This window comes from Vibrio lentus, assembly GCF_002875945.1.
Lineage (GTDB): Bacteria > Pseudomonadota > Gammaproteobacteria > Enterobacterales > Vibrionaceae > Vibrio > Vibrio apostichopi.
The window spans coordinates 38,428-61,766 of the sequence record NZ_MCZK01000150.1; the positions used below are offsets into that span (position 1 = coordinate 38,428).

Genomic DNA, 23,339 nt, shown 5'->3' on the forward strand with positions numbered 1-23,339 from the left:
AACACTAAGGCATTCATTGAAGAGGCTGGCTTTCTCATGTACGACGATGTAGCAGGTTTGTAGGGCTTTATGTCGTTTTTTGTTCTATGAGTTTGTCTGTCTCTTCAGAAAGAAGATTAAAGATTAAGCGGCGGGAAGTTAATCTAAATTGATCGAATATGTGACATTGAGTAAATAAATTTAGTTAATGTTTTACCTTGGTTTTTGTTCGGGTTTTATTACGAATTAACTAACGTTTTTCGTGAAGTGAAGCCTTGACGGAATGGCGTTTTTATTTTTTGAAAGCGAGGTTTTAATTGTCTGATTAAAAAAAAAAAAGCGCCACGAAGGCGCTTATTAATTTGTGCGATTTTTATAGATTCATCATCTAGCGAAGCTTTGAATATTTGAATATTTGAAGCTTTGAATATTTGAACCTACGATTGCTTCGCGGCTTCTAGCTTTGCGTCTTTACCTGCTTGCTTCTTTTCAAAGCGAGAGATCCACCACCAAGCGATAGCTGAGAACACTGCCGTCATAAATACGTTGACGAAGAACGCTTGCATTAAGTCAACACCTGTTGGGAATGCTGATGCCGTCATGCTCACAACGAAGATACCGATAAGGACAGATACCACACTCATACCTTGAACACGAGTACCCATGCGGAAGTCACGTGGCGTATCGTCATGCTTCAAGCGGAATACAAAGTACGCCACCATGATGAAGATAGGCGGTAACATTGCCGTACCCGCTGTTAGGTTAATCGCTGTGTTCATCATTTCTTGTACAGACTCAGAACCGAAGCCGTTAATCACTAGCATTAGGAATACGAACGCAAACTGCCACCATGCTGCACGTACTGGCACGCCGTGTTCGTTAAGCTCAGTCGTCTTCTCACCGTAAACACCTTTAGGGATTTCAGAGAAGTGAATTTTTACTGGCGCTGCTGTCCACATCATCATCGAACCGAACATAGCGACGAATAGGATGATACCGACAAAGCGACCTGTCAGAGATTGTGAAATGTCGAAGTAGTTCGCCATACCAGTGAAGATTTCAACCATGCCGCCAGCATAAGTGAGTTCATCACGTGCAACGAATACGTTCACTAATAGAGAACCGACTGCGTACATGATACCGATAGCGATACCCGCGCTGATGATCACCTTGATGAAAGACTTATGACCACCTTTAACATCGTTTAGGTAAGCGGCTGCAGTTTCTGCACCACCGGCTGCTTGGAAGATCCAACACATGATGCCTAACGTTGCCCAGTTGATGGTTGGCGTCATTGCTTCAAGCGTGATTGGCTCTACAGGTTCATGGTTACCACCGAGTGCCATCATCGCGCCGATAACGTAAACCGCGAACAGTGCAAATACGCCGTATGCCACGATCTCTGCAATCTTACCTAACCAGCTCGCGCCTTTAGTAGAGATGTGCGTTGCCGCCGCAAATAGACCAATTGAGATTGCCGATGTCACAATAGGAGAGAAGGCGTACTCGTAGCCAAGCATTGCGTAAGACGCGTATGCGATAACGTTAGGTAGCAATGATACAAACCAGAATAGGTTAACGAACCAATAGAGGAATGAACCTAAGTAGGCGGCTTTTGAGCCTAAAGGTTGTTTAAGCCAGTCATACATGCCTGACTCAGAATTTTTATTTGCTGATACGAATTCAGCAATAATGAATACGAATGGAATGAAGTAAATAAGAGTCGCAAGCAAAAATATAGGGGCTGAACTCAATCCCAATTCGATGTTGTTATTTACAATGTTGCGAACGTTAAATACCGCTGCAAATGTCATGGAGAGCAAGGCAAATTTACCTAACTTACCGCGTACAGATTCAGACATAGTGTCCTCCAAGGGTCACGTAATTATAGTCGTTATTTCTTTAAGCTTCCTTGTAGGGAAGAAGCGTAAAGGCGTTATGCAGTGTGACTGAGCCTTGAACGGCAAGGCTCGGTACACACTGTGAATAGATCTTGTTGTTGCTGCTTTCGGCTGTTTGGCTTCAGTAGCTTGGTTTCAGTTACTTATTTGTTTTTAGCTTTGGTTACATAGCTTCAGTTGCTTATTTATTGAGGAAGTAACCGTCTTCAATGGTCACTTTTAGCACCACTTTGCGAACGCGATGATCACCGTGGAAGCGGTAAGCTTTGCTGTTATCAAATATCGCTACTTGGCCTTCAACTAACTCACGAGTTTCACCGTTACCTATTAGGTGTTCACGGTCGGTTTCATCGCTGTAAGCTTGGATTTGCTCTAGCTCTGATTTGGCTGCGAACTCGACGGTTTCACGACCTTCTAGGTAGTAATGCACGTCGAAGTAACGACGGTTGCCAGTAAAGTTTTCTGTGTTACGAGCCACGCCGTCTTCAATCATGTAAGCCAATGAGTCACCAATTGAATACATCACACCATCTTTGATGTTGCCGATGTTTTCAATCGCTTCTACACAGCGTTGCCATTTACGACCGTCGCGGTAAACGACTTTAAATTGTTCTAAGTTCTCTAAAACGATCATCGCTTATGCCTCGTTCTTTTGTGGTTGAGTTTTCGGTGTATTCGCCGTAAAAAACTCATCGCCAAAGTTGTGATTGATTAGGTGTTGCGCATCGCAATCGCCTGCTTGGAATGGAATTAGAGTTAAGCCGTAGCGGAACTCGTCCATGTAAACTCGGTAAGAGTCGAGCACTTCGCTGCCCCAAGAGTTCGAGCCTAAGCCCATCACTTGGTGGTCTAGGTTGAGGGTGATGTAACCGCTCTTCTCTAACTCAATGGTGTGTTGTGCTTGGTGCAGGTTTTGGTTGGTGTAGAACCATGCGCTGAAGTTGATTTCTTGCTGTGGTTTTACTGCAATACCATTACCCGCGCGGCTTGAAAGTGCAGCCCAACGAACGTGTTGGCGGTTGCCGTTGTTTTGTGGGAACGGGTAGTTCTCGAACATGTCAGCCACGGTTGATTGGTAAACATCAATCATGTTTGCTTGCTTGCTGTCTTGGTAGTTCTCTTCAGGGCCGCGGCCGTAGTATTGAACTTGGTCGAAGTCACCGTTGATGCCCAGATCGAAACCAATCACTGGAATCACATGTGGGTAATCACCGTAGCGCTCACCGCTCAGCTCAACGTTTAGCTGGCCTTCGGCACTGATTTGGTAGCGGTATTCACAACGCATGCCGAAATCGAAGACAGGCGGAGCAACGATGCTGGTGGTGGTGATCTCTACCTTGCCGTTGTTCTCTTCCACGTTTAGCGTGCGGAAGTGCTCTTGCATGATCTGTAGGTGTGCAGGCTCCCAGTAACCATCGTGCTCTTGCTTATGGTTATCGATCATTGGCTTGAAGAAGTTCAGTTTCGGCTCTGACTTAATCAGTTCTTCACCGTTCACTAACCATGACGTCAGCTTGCCGTTCACTTTCGAGAAGTTCAGTGCAAAGTTGTGGCCCTTGATTAGGTAAGCGAGGCGAGATTCTTCAACATTCAGTGCTGTCGCATTGTTGTTGGTGAAAGCTTCTAGCTGTGCTGTGTTCTCTTTCACTTGGAATTGGTAAACCGCGATGTCGTGGTTCGCTTCGCTGTAAGGCGTGCGAGAATCTTTGCGAACAGTAAAGTTCACAAACACTTCGCGCTCATCAAGCTGTGGCAAGTTAAGTGTCAGCTCGCGGCTAGAGTTTTCAGCCAGTTCTTCAACCTTGATGTGCTGTACAGCAATGGTCTCACCTTCAGCGCGGATTTCTGCAGTGATGGTGTAGTCATCAATGTTTGAGAACCAAAGTTTGTTATCAACGGTGAAGGTGCCCGTTTGAGCATCGAAATCACGAAGCTTCACTGGGGCAATCACTTGTTTGTACTCTTTCAAGCCTGGGCCTGGAGTTTGGTCTGGGTAGATCAAGCCGTCCATGCAGAAGTTGTAGTTGTTCGGGTAGTCACCATAGTCACCGCCGTACTTGTAGAACTCTGTACCCGCTTCATCACGCGCTAGAATGCCGTGGTCACACCATTCCCAAACATAGTGACCTTGAATTGCATCATGCTTGTAGAACACGTTTTGGTATTCGGTTAAACCGCCCGGGCCGTTACCCATTGCGTGTGCGTATTCACAGATGATGCGTGGTTTTTCATGTGGGAATTCACCGAAGGCATTCATCAGTTGAGCGCGTGAGTACATGGTTGAAATGATGTCGACCACTTCAGCATCACGGTCTTCTTCGTAGTGAACCAAACGCGTGTCATCAATCGCTTTCGCTGCATCGTACATAGAACGGATGTTGCAGCCGTAGCCTGACTCGTTACCCAGCGACCACATGATGATAGAAGGATGGTTCTTTTGAGCGTGAATGTGACGTTCGATACGCTCAACAAACACCGCTTCCCATGCTGCATCGTTAGTGATGCGGCTTAGGTCGCCAACGTTAGCAAAACCGTGTGTTTCGACATCGGTTTCACCCATCACGAATAGGCCGTAGATATCACACAATTCATAGAAGCGTGGGTCGTTCGGGTAGTGCGCGGTGCGTACTGAGTTGATGTTGTGTTGCTTCATCAGTACTAAATCTTTCTCTACGCGATCCATCCCGACAGCACGACCTTTCAAGTGGTCGTTGTCGTGACGGTTTACACCGTGCAGCATCACGTACTTGTTGTTGATGTAGAACAGACCATCGCGCACTTTAATATCACGGAAACCAACGCGTTGTGGAATCACTTCCAGCACCTTGCCGTCAGCGTCTTTCAGCGTCAATAGCAGTTGGTATAGGTAAGGGTTTTCAGCGTTCCATTGAACTGGGTTAACCACATCAATAGAGAATTGAGTATCTACATTGCCACCAGTCTTATGATTAGGGACGGCTAAGCTATCTACTGAGCCTTGCGAGATAACTTGGCTGCCATCAAGCAATGCGTACTCAAGGGTTGCGTTTGCCGCTGCTGCTAGGTTTTCTAGGGCAACATTGCACGAAAGGGTCGCGCTTTGGTAAGCATCGTCAAAATCAGTGCGAACTGTTAGGTCTTGAACGTGCAACTGCTCTTTACCCACAAGGTAAACGTCACGGAAGATACCGCCCGTCCACCACATGTCTTGGTTTTCAATGTAGGTTGAGTCGGCCCACTGCATCACACGAATAGAAAGAAGGTTGTTGCCTGCTTTTACGTGGCTAGAGATATCGAACTCAGCGGTTAGGCGGCTGCCTTTGCTGAAACCTACGTACTCACCGTTTACGTAAACTTCGAAGTAAGTCTCTACGCCATCAAATTTAATGATGGTTTGCTTCTCGTCCCAGCTTTCGCCAAGGAAGAAAGAGCGTTGGTATGCGCCAGTTGGGTTGTCTGATGGGACGAAAGGCACATCAATTGGGAATGGGAAACCTTCATCTGTGTATTGAAGATCGCCGTGGCCTTCCATTTGCCACATGTTTGGAACCGTAATGTGGCCCCAGTCTTTCATTTCTTGAGAGTAGAACTCTTCAGGGACCAATAGTGGATTGGTGAAATAGCTGAAATTCCATTGGCCACTCAATAGTTGGAAGTGGCTGCTAAGTTCACGCTGAAACGTTTTTGCATTCTTTTCTGATGCGTATGAGAAGAAGTATGCACGCGGTGCCATACGGTTCTCATGTAAGTTCAGGAAGTTTTCCCAGTTGTTCACGTTGCCTCTCTCTCGGCCTAGATGCAATTTGCTGACCGACGTTCTTATGCGTAATTGGGTCGTAGTGAATACGAGTATTTTTGGACTGAGGTAATTATTAGTAAAAGTTTTACTAAATGAAATTGGTGAAAACGTTTTACTTTAACTCCATCACGTTTTTTGTGGGCTTTTTACAGTGGTGTGTGATCCACTTAAAAGAATGCCATTTGGTGATTTAAGTGAGTGTTTCTGAGGGGAGATATGCGTATGTTGGCGTATATGAAAGACATAAAAAAGGCCACCTTCAATAAAGGTGACCTTATTTTATATATTTGATTTATATGATTATTTTGTTGTGTCGCGCAGCTTGAGTTTACTTGGGACATAGACTCTAAGTGGGATGGTTCTTCCGTCGCGAGCTTTCTCTATCAAAAGGTTAACACCTTGAATTCCCATCAGTTCAGAATGGATACGAACCGTTGATAAAGATGGGAAGGTAAACTTAGCGGTTGGGATGTCATTTACACTGATCAGCGCAATGTCTTCAGGAATGCGCAATCCGTGCTCATGAATCGCTCGTAAAACGCCAATAGCGATGGAATCTGATGCAATAAACATGGCTTTCGGGTAGTTCTCGCTTTCTAGCATTTTCTTCGCTAGGTCGTAGCCCGACGAGCTAGAGAAGTCGCCGCGATAGATATCTTGCTCACTGACGACGTTTTTAAGGCCGCCGTATTCAGCAAAAGCCACTTCACGAATATCTGAAGTATTGATGTCGTCTTGTCCACCAATGAAACCAATGCGTTGATAACCTTGGTTAATGAAGAAGTTGGTGATCTCTTTGCTGATACGAGCAAGGTCGATATCGACAGAATCATAAGGTTCTGAGTGATCCGTGAAGTCGACGTAGCAAATATTATCTGTCAGCTTTTTCGCTTGTTCGATAACTTCCTGTGTCATTCTACCGACTAATAAAACACCAGTAATATTGCTAGAGTTAACCTGTATTTTGCTTTCATAACAATTGGTTAGGCCAACTTCCATTTTTTCGCACTGAGTTTCAATACCGTGGCGAATCGATAGGTAGTAAGGGTCGTTAACTTCTGCTTCTTGCTTATAGTTATACAAGGCAAGGAAGTGATGATTTTGTTTTTTACTGCTAACGGTTTTTCGTGAGCTGCTGGTTTTGTATTCCAGCTTCTCGGCAATTTCAAAGATACGCCTTTTGGTCTCTTCCTTGACGCTTAATGTAGGATCTTCATTGAGAACCCGTGAAACTGTAGCCAATGAAACATTTGCTTCAGTCGCGATATCTTTTAACGTTGCCATACTCACTTCCTGTTATTGGAACATTGCGTTGCTTGGAAAATACATCTTTAGTAAAAAATGCAATGCACCTCTTTATTCTACTTACCTATTGTAATCAAACTGGACGTCATTGCATTAACTTTTAGTAAAATAAATCCTTAACTCCCACCCTATATCGCAAATTCAACTATCTATAATTATCTTATTAAAATTCAATGGATTAGATGTAAATGCTCATTGGTTATTTCTATGTGTTGGTCTCTATGCTCTGTGAAAGTTAGTGTAAACGTTTACACTTCGTGGTTTTGATCACAGAATTGTAGCCAAAATGACTGCTACTATTTCTATAACACGGCGCCAATCCACCGAGTATCGGTTCGAATGATGCCAAGAATGACAACAAAGAGAGGTTGATTGTGAAAGTACTGGTTACGGGCGGCATGGGTTACATCGGAAGTCATACATGCATTCAAATGATACAGGCAGGCATGGAACCAATCATTGTCGATAACCTTTGCAACAGTAAAGAGCTGGTACTGGAACGAATTGAATCGTTAACCGGTAAGCGACCAACTTTCTATCTTGGTGACATTCGTGATGAATCTTTTCTAGATAAGGTGTTTTCAGAAACCGACATTCAAGCGGTGATTCACTTTGCTGGCCTTAAAGCGGTAGGGGAATCGGTCGCTAAACCTCTGGAATACTACGATAACAACGTCAATGGCTCACTGGTATTGGCGCGTAGCATGAAAAAAGCAGGCGTGAAAAGCATCGTGTTTAGCTCTTCAGCAACGGTTTACGGTGATCCTGAGATTGTGCCAATTACCGAAAGCTCACCAACCGGTGACACGACCAACCCTTATGGCCGTAGTAAATACATGGTGGAAGAGTGTTTGAGCGATTTGTTCAACGCTGAAAACGACTGGAGCGTGACGTTACTGCGCTACTTCAACCCTGTTGGCGCACACCCATCAGGCACTATGGGCGAAGATCCACAAGGTATCCCAAACAACTTAATGCCGTTTATTGCTCAAGTGGCAGTAGGCCGCAGAGACAAACTTTCTATCTTTGGAAACGATTACCCAACCGTTGATGGTACGGGCGTTCGTGACTATATCCACGTGATGGATTTGGCTGACGGCCACGTCGCTGCGTTAAAAGCGGTGGGCGAAAAAGCTGGCCTGCATATTTACAACCTAGGCACTGGCAAGGGATCGAGTGTACTTGAGATGGTCGAAGCCTTTGCACAAGCATCGGGTAAGCCTGTTCCTTACGAACTGTGTCCGCGCCGCGCTGGTGACATTGCCGAATGTTGGGCAAGCACAGAAAAAGCGGAACGCGAACTTGGCTGGAAAGCGACACGCAGCGTGATGGAAATGACGGCAGATACGTGGAACTGGCAGTCGAATAACCCGAACGGTTACTAAGGAACTTTTAGGTTATTAAGAAAAGCGAGATTCCAGATATCTCGTCCCTCGATTCTGGAATGACGAATGAGTAAACGTTATTGAGTGCTAAAGGTTTTTAGCTGATGCGCAGAACCATATAACTCTGAAAAGACGCTTAAAACATACAGTTTTATATCCTGAGTTTTAAAGCGACGAACCAAACGTCATTCCCTACAGCGAGGCACGAGCGTGATAGGGAATCTCCTTGTAGAAGAATTATTCATCTTGGTGAATTGACCAAGACACAAAATTTGAGAGCAATCTAAACATGTCAAAAGTTGAATTTAACCCAGTAGACCATCCGCACCGTCGTTATAACCCATTAACGGGTCAGTGGATCTTGGTATCACCGCACCGCGCAAAACGTCCGTGGAGCGGCCAAGATGAAAAGCCATCGACTGCGCAGCTTCCAGCGTATGAAAAAGAGTGTTTCTTGTGTCCAACTAACACACGTATCTCGGGTGACGAAAACCCAGATTATGACGGTACTTACGTATTCAGTAATGATTTCGCGGCGTTGATGCCTGATTCACCTGACGCTCCAGAGTCTGAAAACCCTCTATTCAAGACTCAAGGTGTTCGCGGGTTGAGCCGTGTTATCTGTTTTTCTCCGGACCACAGCAAAACGCTGCCAGAGTTACCGGTTAATAAAATCCGTGGTGTGATTGATACCTGGAACGAGCAGATTGAAGAGCTAGGTAAAGATTACCTATGGGTTCAAGCCTTTGAAAACAAAGGCGAGACCATGGGCTGTTCTCAGCCTCACCCACACGGTCAAATTTGGGCGAACAGCTTTCTGCCAAACGAGATTGAACGTAAAGAAAAGCTACTGAAAGAGTACTTCGATCAGCAAGGTTCGAACTTATTAGTCGATTACGTTGAAGCTGAAATGAAAGACGGCTCCCGCACTGTGGTTGAAACTGAACATTGGATTGCTGTGGTGCCTTACTGGGCGGCGTGGCCATTCGAAACCATGTTGCTACCAAAAACTCATATTCGCCGTATGAGTGAATTGACGGACGAACAGCGTGATGACTTAGCGCTGGCAATCAAGAAGCTGACTAGCCGTTACGATAACTTGTTCCAGTGTTCATTCCCGTACTCGATGGGTTGGCACTATGCGCCGTTCTTCGAAGAAGGCACCGACATCGATCATTGGCAGCTGCACGCTTTGTTCTACCCACCGCTACTGCGCAGCGCATCGGTTCGTAAGTTCATGGTGGGTTATGAAATGCTGGCTGAATCTCAACGTGATTTGACCGCAGAACAAGCCGCGCAACGTCTTCGTGATTTGAGTGACGTTCATTACAAAGAGCTGTAATACGTTGCTTCGTAGATAACGAGCGAGATTCCTGATATCTCGTTCCTCGATTCTGGAATGACAGTTTCATTGAAACGTTTAGCGTCAATCCCGAGAGTGAGGAACAAAGGAGTCGGGAATCTAAAAGAATTAAAGTGGTGCCGTAAAGGGGCCATTACCAATTGATTAAAGAGTTTAAGCAGAGAGTTTACTTATGTCTGATCTAATCCAAAACGTGAAAGCATCTTTTGAGCAAGTCCTTGGCTATCAAGCGACTCATATCGTTCAAGCTCCGGGTCGTGTGAACCTGATTGGTGAGCACACTGACTACAACGATGGTTTTGTTCTACCGTGTGCCATTAACTACCAAACCGTTGTAGCGGCAGCGAAGCGTGACGACAACATCGTTCGTGTTGTGTCTGTCGACTACGATAATGCAGTAGACGAATTCGATATCACTCAAGAGATCACGTTCCAACAGGACAAGATGTGGGCGAACTACATTCGTGGTGTTGTGAAGTGCCTAATGGGTCGTGGCTTCGAGTTTAAAGGTGCGGACATCTCGGTAACGGGCAACGTGCCTCAAGGTGCTGGTTTAAGTTCTTCTGCGGCACTAGAAGTTGTCATCGGTCAGACATTTAAGGTGTTGTATAACCTAGAGATCAGCCAAGCTGAAGTTGCTCTGAATGGTCAGCAAGCTGAAAACGAATTCGTTGGCTGTAACTGCGGCATCATGGATCAGATGATCTCAGCTGAAGGTCGTGCAAATCATGCGATGCTATTGGATTGTCGTAGCCTAGAAACTCAAGCGGTTTCAATGCCTGAAGACATGGCGGTGGTTATCATCAATTCAAACAAGAAACGTGGTTTGGTCGACAGTGAATACAACACACGTCGTGAGCAATGTGAAGAAGCTGCACGCATCTTTGGTGTTCCAGCATTGCGTGATGTGACGATTGAACAGTTCAATACCAAAGAGTCTGAACTTGATGAGATGGTCGCTAAGCGCGCTCGTCACGTGATTACAGAAAATGACCGTACGGTTGAAGCGGCTCAAGCTCTACGCACTCACGACATGAAGCGTATGGGTGAGTTGATGGCAGAATCTCATGCTTCAATGCGAGACGATTTTGAAATCACAGTCAAAGAAGTCGACACTCTGGTTGATATGGTCAAAGACGTGATTGGTGACCAAGGTGGCGTGCGCATGACGGGCGGTGGTTTTGGTGGTTGCATCGTGGCATTGGTCCCGCCCGCTTTAGTGGATGAAATTAAAACAACGGTAGAACAGAAATACCAAGCTGCGACTGGCCTAAAAGAATCGATTTATGTGTGCCAAGCGAAAGACGGCGCTGGCCTAATTGAAGTAATCTAACTGTTTCAATATTTAGCGTTTCGAGATTTCATGCTTGAAAGATAGTGCTTACCAAGTAAAAAGATCATGGTAGGCCAGATGGTAAAGCCTTTACTTAAATGTAGAGGCTTTTTGTTGGCACTAGGAAGGAATTTAGAATGACATCAGAGCAGAATTTGCATCAATCCATGACACAAACGGTAGCCTACGATGGTCAACCTGCTCAGTTAGTTACCTTGTGCAACAAGCACGGCATGCAAGTAACTTTCATGGATATTGGCGCGACTTGGTTGAGTTGTATTTTGCCAGTAAAGGGAAATCAGCGAGAAGTTCTGTTGGGTGTCGATTCAATGGAAAACTTTCAGAAACAAGCCAGTTATCTTGGTGCGACGGTTGGGCGTTATGCCAACCGCATTGCCAATGGTCGTTTTAAAATTGATGGCACGGGTTATAAGCTCGATGCGAATCAAGCTGGTAATACTTTACACGGTGGCTCTGATGGCTTTGATAAACGCCGCTGGCAGTTAACCGCTCAAACATCGATGTCGGTTGTTTATAGTTTAGTGTCTGCTGATGGTGACCAAGGCTTCCCGGGGTTGTTGAATGTGTCTGTGAGTTACGAGTTAACCGAAGACAACCGAGTGTCTATTGAGTACTTTGCGACAACCGACAAAGCAACGGTCGTGAACCTAACTAATCACGCTTACTTTAATTTACTTGGTGCAAACAGCGATCACGATTGTTTGTCTCATATTGTCAGCATCAATGCCTCGCAATACCTACCGACAAATAAGGTGGGTATCCCATTAGGTAATTTGAAATCGGTGAAATCAACCAGCTTTGATTTCAATCAGCCGATGATGATCTCTGAACGCTTATTGGGTGATGAACAGCAAAAAGCGGCCAAAGGTTATGATCATTCTTTTCTATTAGCGGAAAACTGTAAACGCGACCAATGTGCGGCTACAGTGACTTCGCCTGATGCACTTGTCACTCTGAAAGTCTTTTCAACCAAGCCAGCAATGCAGTTGTATACCGGTAATTGGTTGGGCGGAACACCTAATCGAAATGGTGGGTGCTACGAAGACTACGCAGGAATTGCATTGGAAACCCAGTTCTTACCCGACTCACCTAACCATCCAGAGTGGAAACAGGGCAGTTGTATTCTTAGGCCTGAACAAGAATACCGCTACCGAACCTGTTATCAGTTTGAATTTTCGGGGGATTATTCAAACTAGTCCGCTCTAGCTCAAAATGGTTTATGCCAAATTGGCGCCTAACAAAGGGAATTATTGTTGGGGAGAGTAAGGTAAGAAAGCCCTGACAGAATCACTTCTGTTAGGGCTTTTTTTTGTTTTCTATATTTAATGCTAACGGCTTAATGTTCAGCGGATTAGCAGGTTAGCGAAAGCAAGGAGAGGCTGCTATGCGGCTAGACGACTTTCTCAACCGAGTTTCTGCGAACCAGAGTCGGAGAGAACATCATCGGCTCTGATGACACGCCTTCACCTTTCGCTAGGACAAGCGCTAAGCGAGTCGCTTTTTCTGCCATCATTTGAATTGGGTAACGGATCGTAGTCAGCTTAGGATGAACATAACGAGCAATTAAGCCGTCATCAAAGCCAACAATAGAAACCTTGTCTGGCGCTTGAATTCCATTCTCATCAAGCACTGAGAGCGCGCCTGCTGCCATGTAATCGTTGTAAGCGACAAGGCCAGTGATTGGCAGAGATTTGGTTAATAGGTTGGTCATCGCATATTCACCACCATCACTGGTCGGCGCCGAATATTCGATATAGCTTTCAGACAACTCGATCTTGTAATCGCTTAATGCTGCTAGGTAGCCTTGCACGCGCTCATCGGCATCTTCAATGCTATGAGAAGAGGCGATGCAGGCGATGTTTTTGTGGCCATGACGAATCAGATATTCAGTGGCAAGGTACGCGCCTTTCTTGTTATCTAAGAAAATACAACGCTCAGCAATTTCGGCAATATAGCGATTGATTAACACAAGGCCCTTTACTTCTTTTGCGTAGGCGATGAGCTCTTCATCCGTTAATCCCTTTGAATGAATCACCAAGGCATCACAGCGACTATTGATCAGCAGTTCAATGGCTTGTCTCTCTTCTTCACGATCGTGAGAGCCATTGCCGACAAGGATATGTTTACCATTTTCTCGCGCAACGTTATCAACCGCTTTTACTAGTGTGCCAAAGAAAGGATCGGAGATATCGCCGACCAAGACACCGACCGTGTTGGTACTTTGGCTGACTAACGCACGAGCATTCGCATTCGGGCGGTAACCCAGTTTAACCATCGCTTTGGTTACGGACTCAATCGAGCTTGCGCTTGCCTTCGGAGACTTGTTGATCACGCGAGATACGGTAGCGACTGATACGCCAGATTCTTTTGCGACATCCTTGATTGTTGCCATTAGGGACCTTTCTTGGGCTAAAAAAATGTTAACTGAAGTATTAAACACCCATTGTGTAATAAGTGCAATTAGTGTCTTTTTTATATTTCACTTCAGTCCGCTTACCCTATGAATTTATTGATAATATTTGAAGTGTAAACGTTGTCCTGATTGGGTGGGTAGGAAAGGTGGAAGCTGTTAGATTGTGAGGTTTTTTAACGGCTAAACAGTTAATACAGCTAAACCAATTACAGTTTAATTAATGACAGATTAACCGCTAATGCATCTGAAACAGCGAATACATCTGAAAAAGCAAAAATCGCGGTCAACAAAGTCGACCGCGAATTAGAGAGCGAAAGCTTAAGGCTAAGCTCTGGGGAATTGTCTGGTCTTGAACTAGTTATTGTTCATCCAGTCGACCATTTGGGTTTTGTAAACATCACTGTTGCCACCGAAAATAGCCTGTACGCCAGTGCCGACTCTTACCACACCTGCAGCGCCGAGCTGTTTCAGTTTCGCTTCGTCGACTTTGTCCTGCTCGACGATTTGGATTCTTAAGCGCGTAATACAAGCATCAGTGCTTAAGATGTTCTGCTTACCACCAAACGCGCTCACCAATTCACTGGCGAATTCAGAGCTGGTGTCGTTGATGATGGTGCTGTTGTCTTGTTTTTCACGACCTGGTGTTTTTAAATCGAACGTCTTGATGAACCATGTGAATACAACGTAGTAAAGTGCCGCGTATGCCAGACCTAGCGGAATGATCATCCAGCCTTTGGTTGAGATGCCGAAGAAGGTCACATAGTCGATCAAACCTGCACTAAAGCTATAGCCGTGTTTAACACCCAGTAGAATACACAGTGGGTAAGCAAGGCCGGCAATGATCGCGTGAATCACGTAGAGCAATGGTGAGATGAACATGAACGCAAACTCGATTGGCTCTGTGATGCCCGTCAGGAATGACGTCAGTGCTGCAGAAATCATGATGCCCATAACCTTGGTACGGTTCTCTGGTTTCGCTGCGCGACCAATCGCGATGGCTGCGGCAGGAAGGCCAAACATCTTGAATAGGAAGCCACCTGCTAGGTTGCCTGCATTTGGATCGCCTGCGAAGAAACGTGGGATTTCACCGTGGAATACTTGCCCCGCAGAGTTAATGAATTCGCCCGTTTGCAGCTGAATAATCACGTTGATGACGTGGTGCAAACCAAATGGAATCAATGCACGTTCTGCGGTGCCATAAGCCCAAAAGGCCATCAGTGGGTTTTGTTCTGTTGCCCAAGCGCCAAACCAATCAATGCCTGCGCCAATCGGCTGCCAGATAAAGGCAATCGCGATACCCAAGAACAGCATAGAAAATGAGGTCACGATTGGGACAAAGCGCTTACCCGCAAAGAAGGCCAAGTAGGCTGGCATCTTAATGGTGTAAAAGCGGTTAAACATATAGGCGCCAACCGCACCAGAGATGATACCGCCCAGTACGCCAGTATCAATATGCTCAACACCAAGTACGCTCGCCATTACCTTCAGTGTTGCCACCAAAACGTAATAACCGATACCTGCCGCTACTGCACCCACACCGTCATTGTTGGTGAATGAAATCGCGACACCTAATGCAAAAATCAGTGGCAGGTTACCAAAGACCGCGCCACCGGCTTCCGCCATTAATTCAGAAACCACAGGTGGGATAATCCCGAATTGCGCCGAGCCAATACCCAACAAAATACCCGCAGCGGGCATTGAGGCTATGGGCAACATCAAGGCTTTACCGACCTTAGACAGGTTGGCAAAAAAGTTAGCAAACATACATATACTCCAATTTGTTATATAAAATTTGGGGGCGCAATATCATCGGTGAGTCATGGCAAAAGGGGGATTAGCGATAGCATCGAGATTATGGTTTGCAGGGGGTAGGAGCATAAACATAAAGTAGGTTGCTATCGCTAAAGCTTTTAAAATGTGAATTTGCCAGTGATGGAGGGAGTCTTTTCTTGTGAATGCTTTTTTGCACTCAACTATCGATGAATTATCTTCGCCTGAAATACTCAACCGTAGGGCTGCGCTAGAATCTGAGGCTATTTTTGCTAAAAATGAGGCAGGAAAAAAGAGCGTGATTTTTAGATTTTAAGTTCCTTATAACGAAGTTTTTAGACCTTTTTACTTGAGTTAGGTACTGATGAGCTAATATAAGGAACTCAAACTTAGCTTTGGAGTGCCTGTTTTGGAGAGTATTAACCTTTTTCGATACTACGAACGCCTAGAAGAATTTGAATTGTTGGTTGAGCATGCTGTCACGCTTGCTGAGACCGCAGGCAAGATGTGCACCAGCCCAAGACATGCGCGCGCCATTCTTAAACAGATGAGTGGGCTAAAGTGGATTGCTTGGATACCACGAGTAGGGCGAAATCAGCGTTCGACTCTGATTCGTCGCATCGACCGCACCGAGGTGAAGCGCACGATTGCCTTGGAGTGGATCAAAGAGAGCAAATACGACCGCGCTCTGGAGTTTCTTGAATACAACCAAGTGGTTTTCGAACAATTATTGAAGCAGACTTCTGGAGCACAAGTGACAGAAGGCAAAGTGAGTGTTCAGCTGACTTACAATCGCCCGTTTGCTTCTCTCTCCCCAACAAGGCCGCATCGTAATAGTGAGCGCTATTTGATTCGTCAGATCCACTCTTGTTTGGTTTCAATGAGCCCAGAGGGTGAGTTAATTCCTAATATTGCACACCATTGGGAAGCGGATGAAAATTGGAAAGTGTGGACGTTTTATCTTCGCCCCTCAGTGAGTTTTCATTCTGGTGACAAGGTCGATGCTGAGGTTGTCTCGCAACTGTTGCTTGAGCTGCAAGCACTTCCATACTATCAAAATGAACTCGACCATCTTGAAGCCATCACAGTTGAAACTCCTTATCGATTCTCGGTTCAACTCAGTCGCAGTGACAAGGGCTTTGCGGCGTTAATGAGTGACTTAAAATATTCACTTCAACCTCCAGAACAACTCAAAAACTCATCATCTAATGTTGTCGGTTGCGGCATCTTTGCCCTTGAGCTGCATTCAGACAGCAAGCTGACCCTAGCGGCTAATGAGCATTTTCATGGCTTCCGATCTTTGACGGATAAAGTGACGATTTGGTCTTTGAACACGGCCTCAACGAACCATGACCAAGCCTCTGGTGATTCACAGACGCTTCCTGACACAGAGCAGTACTCTAAGAAAGTCATCACCAACGCGAGCAGTGAGCCCAATGAGAGTGTATTGGAAAACAGCAATACGCCAGACTCGCAACATACCGCATCAAGAGCTCGAATAGAGGAAGGGTGTTTGTTTGTGATTTTCAATCAGAACAACTCTAGCTTGTCTTACCTTCAGCGTCGTTGGTTGAGTGAACGACTGAATGGAGAAGAAATCTGGCGTCAGCTCGAACTCAATGAAACGACATTTGGCGCCGAAATAGCGCACAACTTCTTCCCTTTCTGGCATAACGTTAAACACATCAGAAGCCAATCGATCGAATTGCCTCGCTCAGTTCGGATTGCCTGCTATTCACATTTAGGTGTTCAACGCAGTGCCAAAGCCGCGGTGCAAATATTGGCGAAAGAAGGCATTGAAGCGCAGATCAATCTTTACTCATTCGAAGCCTTTATAGAGAAAGCACAGGGTGATGGTTTCAGTGAAGAGATCGTCTTAAGTAGCCTTAACCTTGATGACAATCGCCAAGTGTCGGCTCTGTTGTACTTTTTGAGTGATCCTGTGCTGCATGCCACGATTGGAGCTGACGTGAGTGAATGGCTGGTGGCTGAACTTAACCGTATCCGAGAGGATTTCTCACCCAATGAATACCTTAATCAGCTTGAGCAATTGGGCTCTGTGCTTATCTACGAAGGTTTAATTACTCCGATGCTCCACCATAGGCAAACACTCAGCTTTCTGGATATCTTTAAAGGTGTGGAAATCACGGCTTGGGGTTGGCCAAAATTGAGTGAGATTTGGTAACAGTCACTGACAACTTTTATGCTCTTTATTGACCAGAATGAGATCTTTACCGCTTGTAATTATTAGGCTTACTGATAGTGTTAGATTTGTGTTTTACTGAATTTTAGTAAATTGTCAGTAAGTAAAAAATGAATCAATATAGGAAGTGAGAAATGGATACTGTCTCTTATGGTGACTTTGCTAAGTTAGAAATGCGAGTGGGTAAGATCATCGAAGTTGTGCGTCATGAAAACGCAGACAAGCTGTACATCGTGCAAGTGGATGTGGGTGAGAAGACGCTACAAACAGTGACCAGCCTAGTCCCTTACTACACAGAAGAAGAGTTGATGGGCAAGCAGGTTGTTGTACTGTGTAATTTAGCGAAAGCCAAGATGAGAGGCCACACTTCTGAATGCATGCTGCTATGTGCGGAAACGGATGATGAATCTGAAAGCGTATTGCTGACACCAGAACGTGCGATGCCAGCGGGTATTCGAGTCGTTTAAGTTGTCTCGTTTGGTCGGTGAGCTTGTTCGTTATAAGCTCATCGACTTATCTGTACTCAAAGCTCCAAATTATCAAAGCTCCAAAATAACCAAAGCTTCAAAATAACCAAAGCCCTCAAAGATTAGCTACGAACAGCCAGTATCAAACCATCGATGACACTGTGGTGGTGATCCGACACCCCGGCAAGATTGCTGTATTTTGGTTGGTGACGATCATTTTCTAATGGATGGTGCCAACCCTGAGTATGTTCCACAAAATGTGCGGCAAAGCTTTCAGACACTTCTAAACATCCCGCCATAACGGTATCGACATAGGTTTGAACGATAGGGCTGTTTTCACAAGGCGCTTGAATCTCATCTTTGATGTATACCCAAATCGATTGATCCTGCTTGAACTCAGTCTGGCTCTCTATCTGATCGGCTTTGAGTTCGATTCTGTGATAACCACGCTCACGACGATCAAATTCAGCCAATGCAACATCATCGACCTCAAGCAAAACACCATTCACTTGTCCCTCACCAAGATTGACGATCAAAGGTGATAAAACGTAGCTGTCATCGATCTTACTCCAGTGACGCACTAGGCCATGAACAATTGCAGGGATCGCTTGCCCAGTTTGACCGGTAAGTTGACGTGAAGAAGAGTTGATCAAGCTGCCATAACCAAAAATATACATCGTGTTCCTTATCTGAGTTCTTCCATTTAAGTCTAGTCTTACTATATGTGTCGCCATGGCAAAAGTCAGTAAGTTTATATTTACACATCTATAGGTCTTTATGACTCTTTGAGTTGTGTTTTTTTGACTTATTTATTGGCGGGTGAACTCTGCGAGTGGTTGTTTTTACTGGCTTTATCTATTTGGCTCGTTTCATGCAATGTGATCAGCATATTGCATCGATTCCGATGCACACCAAATTTGGTTTAGGTAATCCCTTGACCGCTTATCTGAGAATTAGGAGCGAGTTTGTTAAATATCACAGATAAAAGTGTAGAAGACGCGATTCCAGCTTACCTGCGTTTAGGCTTTCGACCTTTCTTCTTTCTCGGCAGTCTCTATGCCGTGATTGCCATTGTGGCGTGGGTCATCATGTTTCAAAACGGTCAGCCTGAGGTTTTAACAGTGCCAGCGTTGTGGTGGCACGTACACGAAATGTTATTTGGTTTTGCCATGGCGATTGTTGTGGGTTTTGTTTTAACCGCCGTACAAACGTGGACTGGCGTTAATGGCACTAAGCATCATCGATTAGCCGTATTAGTCGGCTTGTGGTTAGCACCTCGTATCTTATTTTGGACACCAGCGCCGTTATGGCTGATCTCATCGGTTGAGGCACTGTTCTTAATCTTCGCCGCTTATGAGATTGGTTTTCGAGTTGTAAAATCGAAAGGGTGGAAGAACCTGTTCTTTATCCCGCTCTTTATACTGGCTATCGTGGCGAACTTTGCGAGCTACGCGACCATTAAGGGCATGCCTCCATTCCCGTCATCTGCGGTATGGCAAGCGATGTTGTGGTGGTTTACTTTGCTGTTGTCGGTAATGGGCGGACGAGTGATTCCGTTCTTCACGGCACGTCGCTTTGACTTTGAGAAAGCGCAGCCGTTGGTTTGGTTGGAATGGCTGGCGAATCTACCTTTGGTTGGATTGTTTGTTCTGAGCTTTTTCCCGTTAACCTTTGCTCAAGTGGGCAATGAGTTGATGGTTTTTGCGGGTGTTACTCAGTTGGTGCGCTTTGTCCGTTGGAAGCCTTGGACGACGTTATCTGAGCCATTAGTGTGGTCACTGCATGCGGCTTACTTGTGTATCCCTTTAAGCTTGTTGCTAAGAGGTTTGTTAGACAACCCATTTGCCAGTCATAACATGTTGCACCTGTTTGCGATTGGTGGCTTGAGCGGTTTGATTCTCGCGATGATTACTCGTGTGACCATGGGACACACAGGTCGTGCGATTTACAAAGGGCCAAGCATGGCGTTAGCGTTCGCAGCCATTTTCATTGCCGCGTTAGTGCGTAGTTTGGGTGTGACCTTCTTCCCGGCTTACTTGTTTGAGATGGTTAACATCAGCGCGGGTTTATGGACGCTGGCATTCGGTCTGTTTATCTGGAAATTCGGCATGATGCTATTGACCCCAAGAGTGGATGGTCATCCGGGGTAATCAGTGCTTTGATTTAGCCTATTGGTTAAGCCTGCAGATAATGAAAGGGAAGCAATGAGCTTCCCTTTTTTGATCGTGTTGAAAGTGCACTTTCATTACTTTCTCTGCTCGCTCGTTAGCTATTAACTATTAGGTATTCACGATTAGCTCGTTAAGTATTCTCGGCTAGATAGTGGCGCACTTGCGCAGTGAGCTCTTGTCTAACTTGCGGGGAAATAAAGCTCGCTTCAATGGCATTGATACTGAACTGTGCTAATTCGTTTTTCGTCAGTGGATGAGCATTGGCGACAGCGAGGAAGTTATCATTCATGTACCCACCAAAGTAAGCTGGATCATCGGAATTAATGGTGACGCACAGCCCCTTTCTTAAGAGTTCTACGACGTTGTGCTGCTGCATGGTGTCGAAGACTTTGAGCTTGGTGTTCGACAAAGGGCAAACCGTTAGTGGGATACGCTTCGCAGCCAACTCTTCCATCAGTTCTGGGTCTTCTGCACAACGAACCCCATGATCAATTCGCGTGATGCCTAGTAAGCTCAACGCGTCACTAATATTTTGCGCTGGGCCTTCTTCTCCTGCATGGGCCACGGTTAGGAAACCTTGGTTGATGGCCTCTTGAAAGACATGTTTAAACTTTTCTGGCGGGTTGCCTTGTTCCGATGAATCTAGTCCAACCGCTATGATTTTATCTTTGTAGGGAAGGGCTTGTTTGAGCGTCTCGAACGCGCTGTCTTCATCAAGGTGGCGCAGAAAGCACATGATCAGTTGGCTGCTTATCCCTAGTTCCTGCTCAGCTTGCTGTAAAGCTTGAGTAATGCCACCAACAACCGTGTCGAAACCTATTCCACGTTCGGTGTGAGTCTGTGGGTCAAAGAAGATTTCGGTATGAACCACGTTGTCTTGCTGGCATTTCAATAGGTAAGCCCAAGTCAGGTCGTAGAAATCCTGCTGGTGGAGCAGCACGTTGGCACCTTGGTAATAGATATCGAGGAAGGATTGCAGGTTGTGAAATTGATAGGCTTCACGAACTTGGTCTGGGCTCTCAAAGGGTATCGACACCTTATTGCGCTTGGCGAGATCGAACATCAATTCGGGTTCTAGTGTGCCTTCTATGTGTAAGTGCAGCTCAACCTTCGGTAAATTTTTGATAAAGCTATCCATAGCAACTCCTTAGCTATTTTAATTATGGGCGGAGTAGGTGAGGTATTAGTGCCTATTAATATGAAGCCTTAGGCGATTCATTTATCTCTGTTTGAGCATAGTTCATTTCATTGTTGTCGATAATGTTGTCGATAATGTTGTCGATAAAACAGCGCTGAAATTGCTGGTGAATGGAGGGTTATGGAGGAATTGAAATGAGCCGCAAACGATTTGCAGCAATGGAGTGTGATCCGCTGCAAATATTTGCAGCAATATTCATTGATTTGTGCTCTAATACCGCGCTTACCAAGGGATGGTGTTAAAAGATGCTCACTTAGATGGAGTTATCAAAGTTGACCGATCCCTTAATGATCTCCCTTAGGAATAAATAGAACATGTCTAAGAACAAAAAATTTGATATCCGCCTTACAGAAAAACGCAACGGTTGGTGTGCAGAGATTACTCGTCAAGTAACGTCTCGCAGCACAACAGTTTCTAAGCGTGAAGCTGGTTTCGAGACTGAAGCTCTAGCACAAGAGTGGGCTGAGAAAGAACTGGCTTCTTTCATCGCAAACCAAGCTGAGCGTAACGATCGTAAATCAGAGCAACGTAAAGAGCGTGATGAAATTCGTCACACTAAAGAGCTTAAAGCTGAGCAAGCGCGTGAAGCACGTGCAAAAGCTCGCGCAGAAGAGCTAGACGACGAGTAAGTCGCAATAATTTATGCTCTTCTTGTTTGAAGAAGAGCAGAAAAAAGCCCCAATATAGTCATCTATATTGGGGCTTTTGCATTTCTGAGCGTTATTCAGTTAACGGACTCTGCAAGCTTAGTTATTCAGCGCAGTTAGTTATTCAGCGCAGTTAGCCAATCGTCTTCTGCCACTTCTTCAATGTAGCTCTCTACTGATTGTCCTACTTCTTCATCGTCTTGCTTAAAGTAAGCGATGTGGAACACAGCATCACCTTCGTTTACCAAAGGTAGAGTTTGCTGACCAATCACGATACCGCCTTTGGTTGTGATCACTTGGCCTTCTTGGTGCCCCAATGGAGAGCTGATGTAAGCAAGGGTTTGTCCCGCTTCAACTTGTTCGCCAAGTCTTACCATGTTACGCAAAATACCGTCTGATTCAGCACGGATCCAGCTGGTGGATTTACTCAATACTGGCTCTGGTAACTTCTTACGGTTAGGGCGCAGCATGCCGATCTCTTTCATCACTTGATGCACGCCAAGGTAACCTGCGCGAATCGCTAGGTGATCGAAACGCAGCGCTTCACCACCTTCGTAAGTTAATACAGGGATACCAAGCTTTTCTGCTTCGCTACGCAGTGAACCGTCACGCAATGGAGAATCAATGATCACTGGTGTTGCAAACGCTTTTGCGATGCGCAGTGTTTCAGGGTTCGATAGGTTCGCACGAATCTGTGGCAGATTGGTACGGTGAATCGCGCCGGTGTGTAGATCCAGAATGTAATCACAGTGCTTTGCTACGTTCTCGAAGAAGGTGTAAGCGATACGTGATGTTAGTGACCCCTTCTCACTGCCAGGGAAGCAACGGTTTAGGTCACGACGATCTGGTAGGTAACGAGATTTATGAATAAAGCCAAACACGTTAACGATAGGCACAACAATTAACGTACCTTTCAGTTTTTTAGGTTCGATAGCGTTGGTGAGCTGTCTTGCGATTTCGACGCCGTTTAGCTCATCACCGTGGATAGCCGCGTTCACCATCAGTGTTGGACCTGATTGGCGACCGTGAATGATTTCAATCGGGATCGAAAGTGGAGAGTGGGTATAAAGCTGAGCTGCTTGCAGTTCAATCTCCATTCGTTGTCCTGGCTGAACAGTATAACCAAGTAATTCGAATGGTTGATTAGGTTTTAGTCTTGCCATTTAGGTTGTTCTCAACATGGTGATAATTCGTTAACACGGAATGTATCAATCGTTGATTTTTAGTACGAATCAATCACTTTACGGTCACGACAAAAGTTTTTTATGAAGGGGCTTCTGAATTGGTTTCTGTTTTTGATTTGGCTAATTAGAGGGTGTTTCAAATTGTGAATTTTCTGACAATACATTGATTTAACTCTGATATTTGTCGTTCGGTTGATTGGTATTATCCATCGCCATTTTTT

Annotated in this window: 17 protein-coding genes; 8 read left to right on the top strand and 9 right to left on the bottom strand. The window is 45.3% G+C overall.

Annotation, left to right across the window (positions count from 1 at the left end):
• Positions 1-416 precede the first annotated feature (416 nt).
• The 4 genes from BCT49_RS18330 to ebgR all read right to left on the bottom strand — a co-directional run bounded on the left by BCT49_RS18330 (position 417) and on the right by ebgR (position 6,942).
• Positions 417-1,841 (bottom strand): amino acid permease, encoded by a 1,425-nt coding sequence (locus tag BCT49_RS18330; RefSeq protein ID WP_102437262.1) that lies wholly within the window; start codon positions 1,839-1,841, stop codon positions 417-419.
• 220 nt (positions 1,842-2,061) lie between these two features.
• Positions 2,062-2,514, bottom strand: a complete 453-nt coding sequence (locus BCT49_RS18335) for a beta-galactosidase subunit beta (protein ID WP_102437264.1) — start codon at positions 2,512-2,514, stop codon at positions 2,062-2,064.
• Between the two features lie 3 nt (positions 2,515-2,517).
• Positions 2,518-5,634, bottom strand: a complete 3,117-nt coding sequence (gene ebgA / locus BCT49_RS18340; RefSeq protein ID WP_102437266.1) for a beta-galactosidase subunit alpha — start codon at positions 5,632-5,634, stop codon at positions 2,518-2,520.
• 324 nt (positions 5,635-5,958) lie between these two features.
• Positions 5,959-6,942 carry a transcriptional regulator EbgR gene (ebgR, locus tag BCT49_RS18345; protein ID WP_102437268.1) on the bottom strand — a complete coding sequence of 328 codons (984 nt, stop codon included), beginning with the start codon at positions 6,940-6,942 and terminating at the stop codon, positions 5,959-5,961.
• Positions 6,943-7,337: 395 nt separating this feature from the next.
• Between ebgR and galE the strand changes: the two genes are divergently transcribed.
• The 4 genes from galE to galM all read left to right on the top strand — a co-directional run bounded on the left by galE (position 7,338) and on the right by galM (position 12,261).
• Positions 7,338-8,348 carry a UDP-glucose 4-epimerase GalE gene (galE, locus tag BCT49_RS18350; protein ID WP_102437270.1) on the top strand — a complete coding sequence of 337 codons (1,011 nt, stop codon included), beginning with the start codon at positions 7,338-7,340 and terminating at the stop codon, positions 8,346-8,348.
• 289 nt (positions 8,349-8,637) lie between these two features.
• Positions 8,638-9,690: a UDP-glucose--hexose-1-phosphate uridylyltransferase gene (locus tag BCT49_RS18355; protein ID WP_102437272.1), complete on the top strand. Its 1,053-nt coding sequence runs from the start codon at positions 8,638-8,640 to the stop codon at positions 9,688-9,690.
• Positions 9,691-9,883: 193 nt separating this feature from the next.
• Positions 9,884-11,044: a galactokinase gene (galK, locus tag BCT49_RS18360; RefSeq protein ID WP_102437274.1), complete on the top strand. Its 1,161-nt coding sequence runs from the start codon at positions 9,884-9,886 to the stop codon at positions 11,042-11,044.
• Between the two features lie 137 nt (positions 11,045-11,181).
• Complete coding sequence (galM, locus tag BCT49_RS18365) at positions 11,182-12,261, top strand: galactose-1-epimerase (protein ID WP_102437276.1); 1,080 nt, start codon at positions 11,182-11,184, stop codon at positions 12,259-12,261.
• 194 nt (positions 12,262-12,455) lie between these two features.
• Here galM and BCT49_RS18370 read toward each other — a convergent pair whose 3' ends face one another.
• Both BCT49_RS18370 and ptsG read right to left on the bottom strand, forming a co-directional pair.
• On the bottom strand, positions 12,456-13,457 hold the full coding sequence (locus BCT49_RS18370; protein ID WP_102437278.1) for a substrate-binding domain-containing protein: 1,002 nt from the start codon (positions 13,455-13,457) through the stop codon (positions 12,456-12,458).
• Positions 13,458-13,832: 375 nt separating this feature from the next.
• Complete coding sequence (gene ptsG, locus BCT49_RS18375) at positions 13,833-15,242, bottom strand: PTS glucose transporter subunit IIBC (protein WP_102437280.1); 1,410 nt, start codon at positions 15,240-15,242, stop codon at positions 13,833-13,835.
• 406 nt (positions 15,243-15,648) lie between these two features.
• On the opposite strand from ptsG, the gene BCT49_RS18380 reads away from it, so the two are divergent.
• Complete coding sequence (locus BCT49_RS18380) at positions 15,649-17,433, top strand: SgrR family transcriptional regulator (protein ID WP_102437282.1); 1,785 nt, start codon at positions 15,649-15,651, stop codon at positions 17,431-17,433.
• 152 nt (positions 17,434-17,585) lie between these two features.
• On the top strand, positions 17,586-17,918 hold the full coding sequence (locus tag BCT49_RS18385) for a tRNA-binding protein (RefSeq protein WP_102437284.1): 333 nt from the start codon (positions 17,586-17,588) through the stop codon (positions 17,916-17,918).
• 122 nt (positions 17,919-18,040) lie between these two features.
• On the opposite strand, the gene BCT49_RS18390 is transcribed toward BCT49_RS18385, so the two are convergent.
• A complete protein-coding gene (locus BCT49_RS18390; protein WP_102437286.1) occupies positions 18,041-18,595 on the bottom strand; it encodes a gamma-glutamylcyclotransferase family protein in 555 nt (184 codons plus the stop codon).
• A gap of 288 nt (positions 18,596-18,883) precedes the next feature.
• Here BCT49_RS18390 and BCT49_RS18395 point away from each other — a divergent pair, with 288 nt between their 5' ends.
• On the top strand, positions 18,884-20,068 hold the full coding sequence (locus BCT49_RS18395; protein WP_102437288.1) for an NnrS family protein: 1,185 nt from the start codon (positions 18,884-18,886) through the stop codon (positions 20,066-20,068).
• 151 nt (positions 20,069-20,219) lie between these two features.
• Here the strand turns inward: BCT49_RS18395 and BCT49_RS18400 are convergent, their stop codons facing one another.
• On the bottom strand, positions 20,220-21,227 hold the full coding sequence (locus BCT49_RS18400) for an adenosine deaminase (protein WP_102437290.1): 1,008 nt from the start codon (positions 21,225-21,227) through the stop codon (positions 20,220-20,222).
• Positions 21,228-21,601: 374 nt separating this feature from the next.
• Here BCT49_RS18400 and BCT49_RS18405 point away from each other — a divergent pair, with 374 nt between their 5' ends.
• Complete coding sequence (locus BCT49_RS18405) at positions 21,602-21,916, top strand: DUF3622 domain-containing protein (RefSeq protein ID WP_102437292.1); 315 nt, start codon at positions 21,602-21,604, stop codon at positions 21,914-21,916.
• Between the two features lie 134 nt (positions 21,917-22,050).
• Here the strand turns inward: BCT49_RS18405 and BCT49_RS18410 are convergent, their stop codons facing one another.
• Complete coding sequence (locus BCT49_RS18410) at positions 22,051-23,097, bottom strand: succinylglutamate desuccinylase/aspartoacylase family protein (protein WP_102437294.1); 1,047 nt, start codon at positions 23,095-23,097, stop codon at positions 22,051-22,053.
• Between the last annotated feature and the right edge of the window lie 242 nt (positions 23,098-23,339).

Coding starts and splice junctions, on each gene's coding strand:
- BCT49_RS18330 (WP_102437262.1), bottom strand. CDS start 1,841: ATGTCTGAATCTGTACGCGGTAAGTTAGGTAAATTTGCCTTGCTCTCC.
- BCT49_RS18335 (WP_102437264.1), bottom strand. CDS start 2,514: ATGATCGTTTTAGAGAACTTAGAACAATTTAAAGTCGTTTACCGCGAC.
- ebgR (WP_102437268.1), bottom strand. CDS start 6,942: ATGGCAACGTTAAAAGATATCGCGACTGAAGCAAATGTTTCATTGGCT.
- BCT49_RS18355 (WP_102437272.1), top strand. CDS start 8,638: ATGTCAAAAGTTGAATTTAACCCAGTAGACCATCCGCACCGTCGTTAT.
- galK (WP_102437274.1), top strand. CDS start 9,884: ATGTCTGATCTAATCCAAAACGTGAAAGCATCTTTTGAGCAAGTCCTT.
- galM (WP_102437276.1), top strand. CDS start 11,182: ATGACATCAGAGCAGAATTTGCATCAATCCATGACACAAACGGTAGCC.
- BCT49_RS18370 (WP_102437278.1), bottom strand. CDS start 13,457: ATGGCAACAATCAAGGATGTCGCAAAAGAATCTGGCGTATCAGTCGCT.
- ptsG (WP_102437280.1), bottom strand. CDS start 15,242: ATGTTTGCTAACTTTTTTGCCAACCTGTCTAAGGTCGGTAAAGCCTTG.
- BCT49_RS18385 (WP_102437284.1), top strand. CDS start 17,586: ATGGATACTGTCTCTTATGGTGACTTTGCTAAGTTAGAAATGCGAGTG.
- BCT49_RS18390 (WP_102437286.1), bottom strand. CDS start 18,595: ATGTATATTTTTGGTTATGGCAGCTTGATCAACTCTTCTTCACGTCAA.
- BCT49_RS18400 (WP_102437290.1), bottom strand. CDS start 21,227: ATGGATAGCTTTATCAAAAATTTACCGAAGGTTGAGCTGCACTTACAC.
- BCT49_RS18405 (WP_102437292.1), top strand. CDS start 21,602: ATGTCTAAGAACAAAAAATTTGATATCCGCCTTACAGAAAAACGCAAC.
- BCT49_RS18410 (WP_102437294.1), bottom strand. CDS start 23,097: ATGGCAAGACTAAAACCTAATCAACCATTCGAATTACTTGGTTATACT.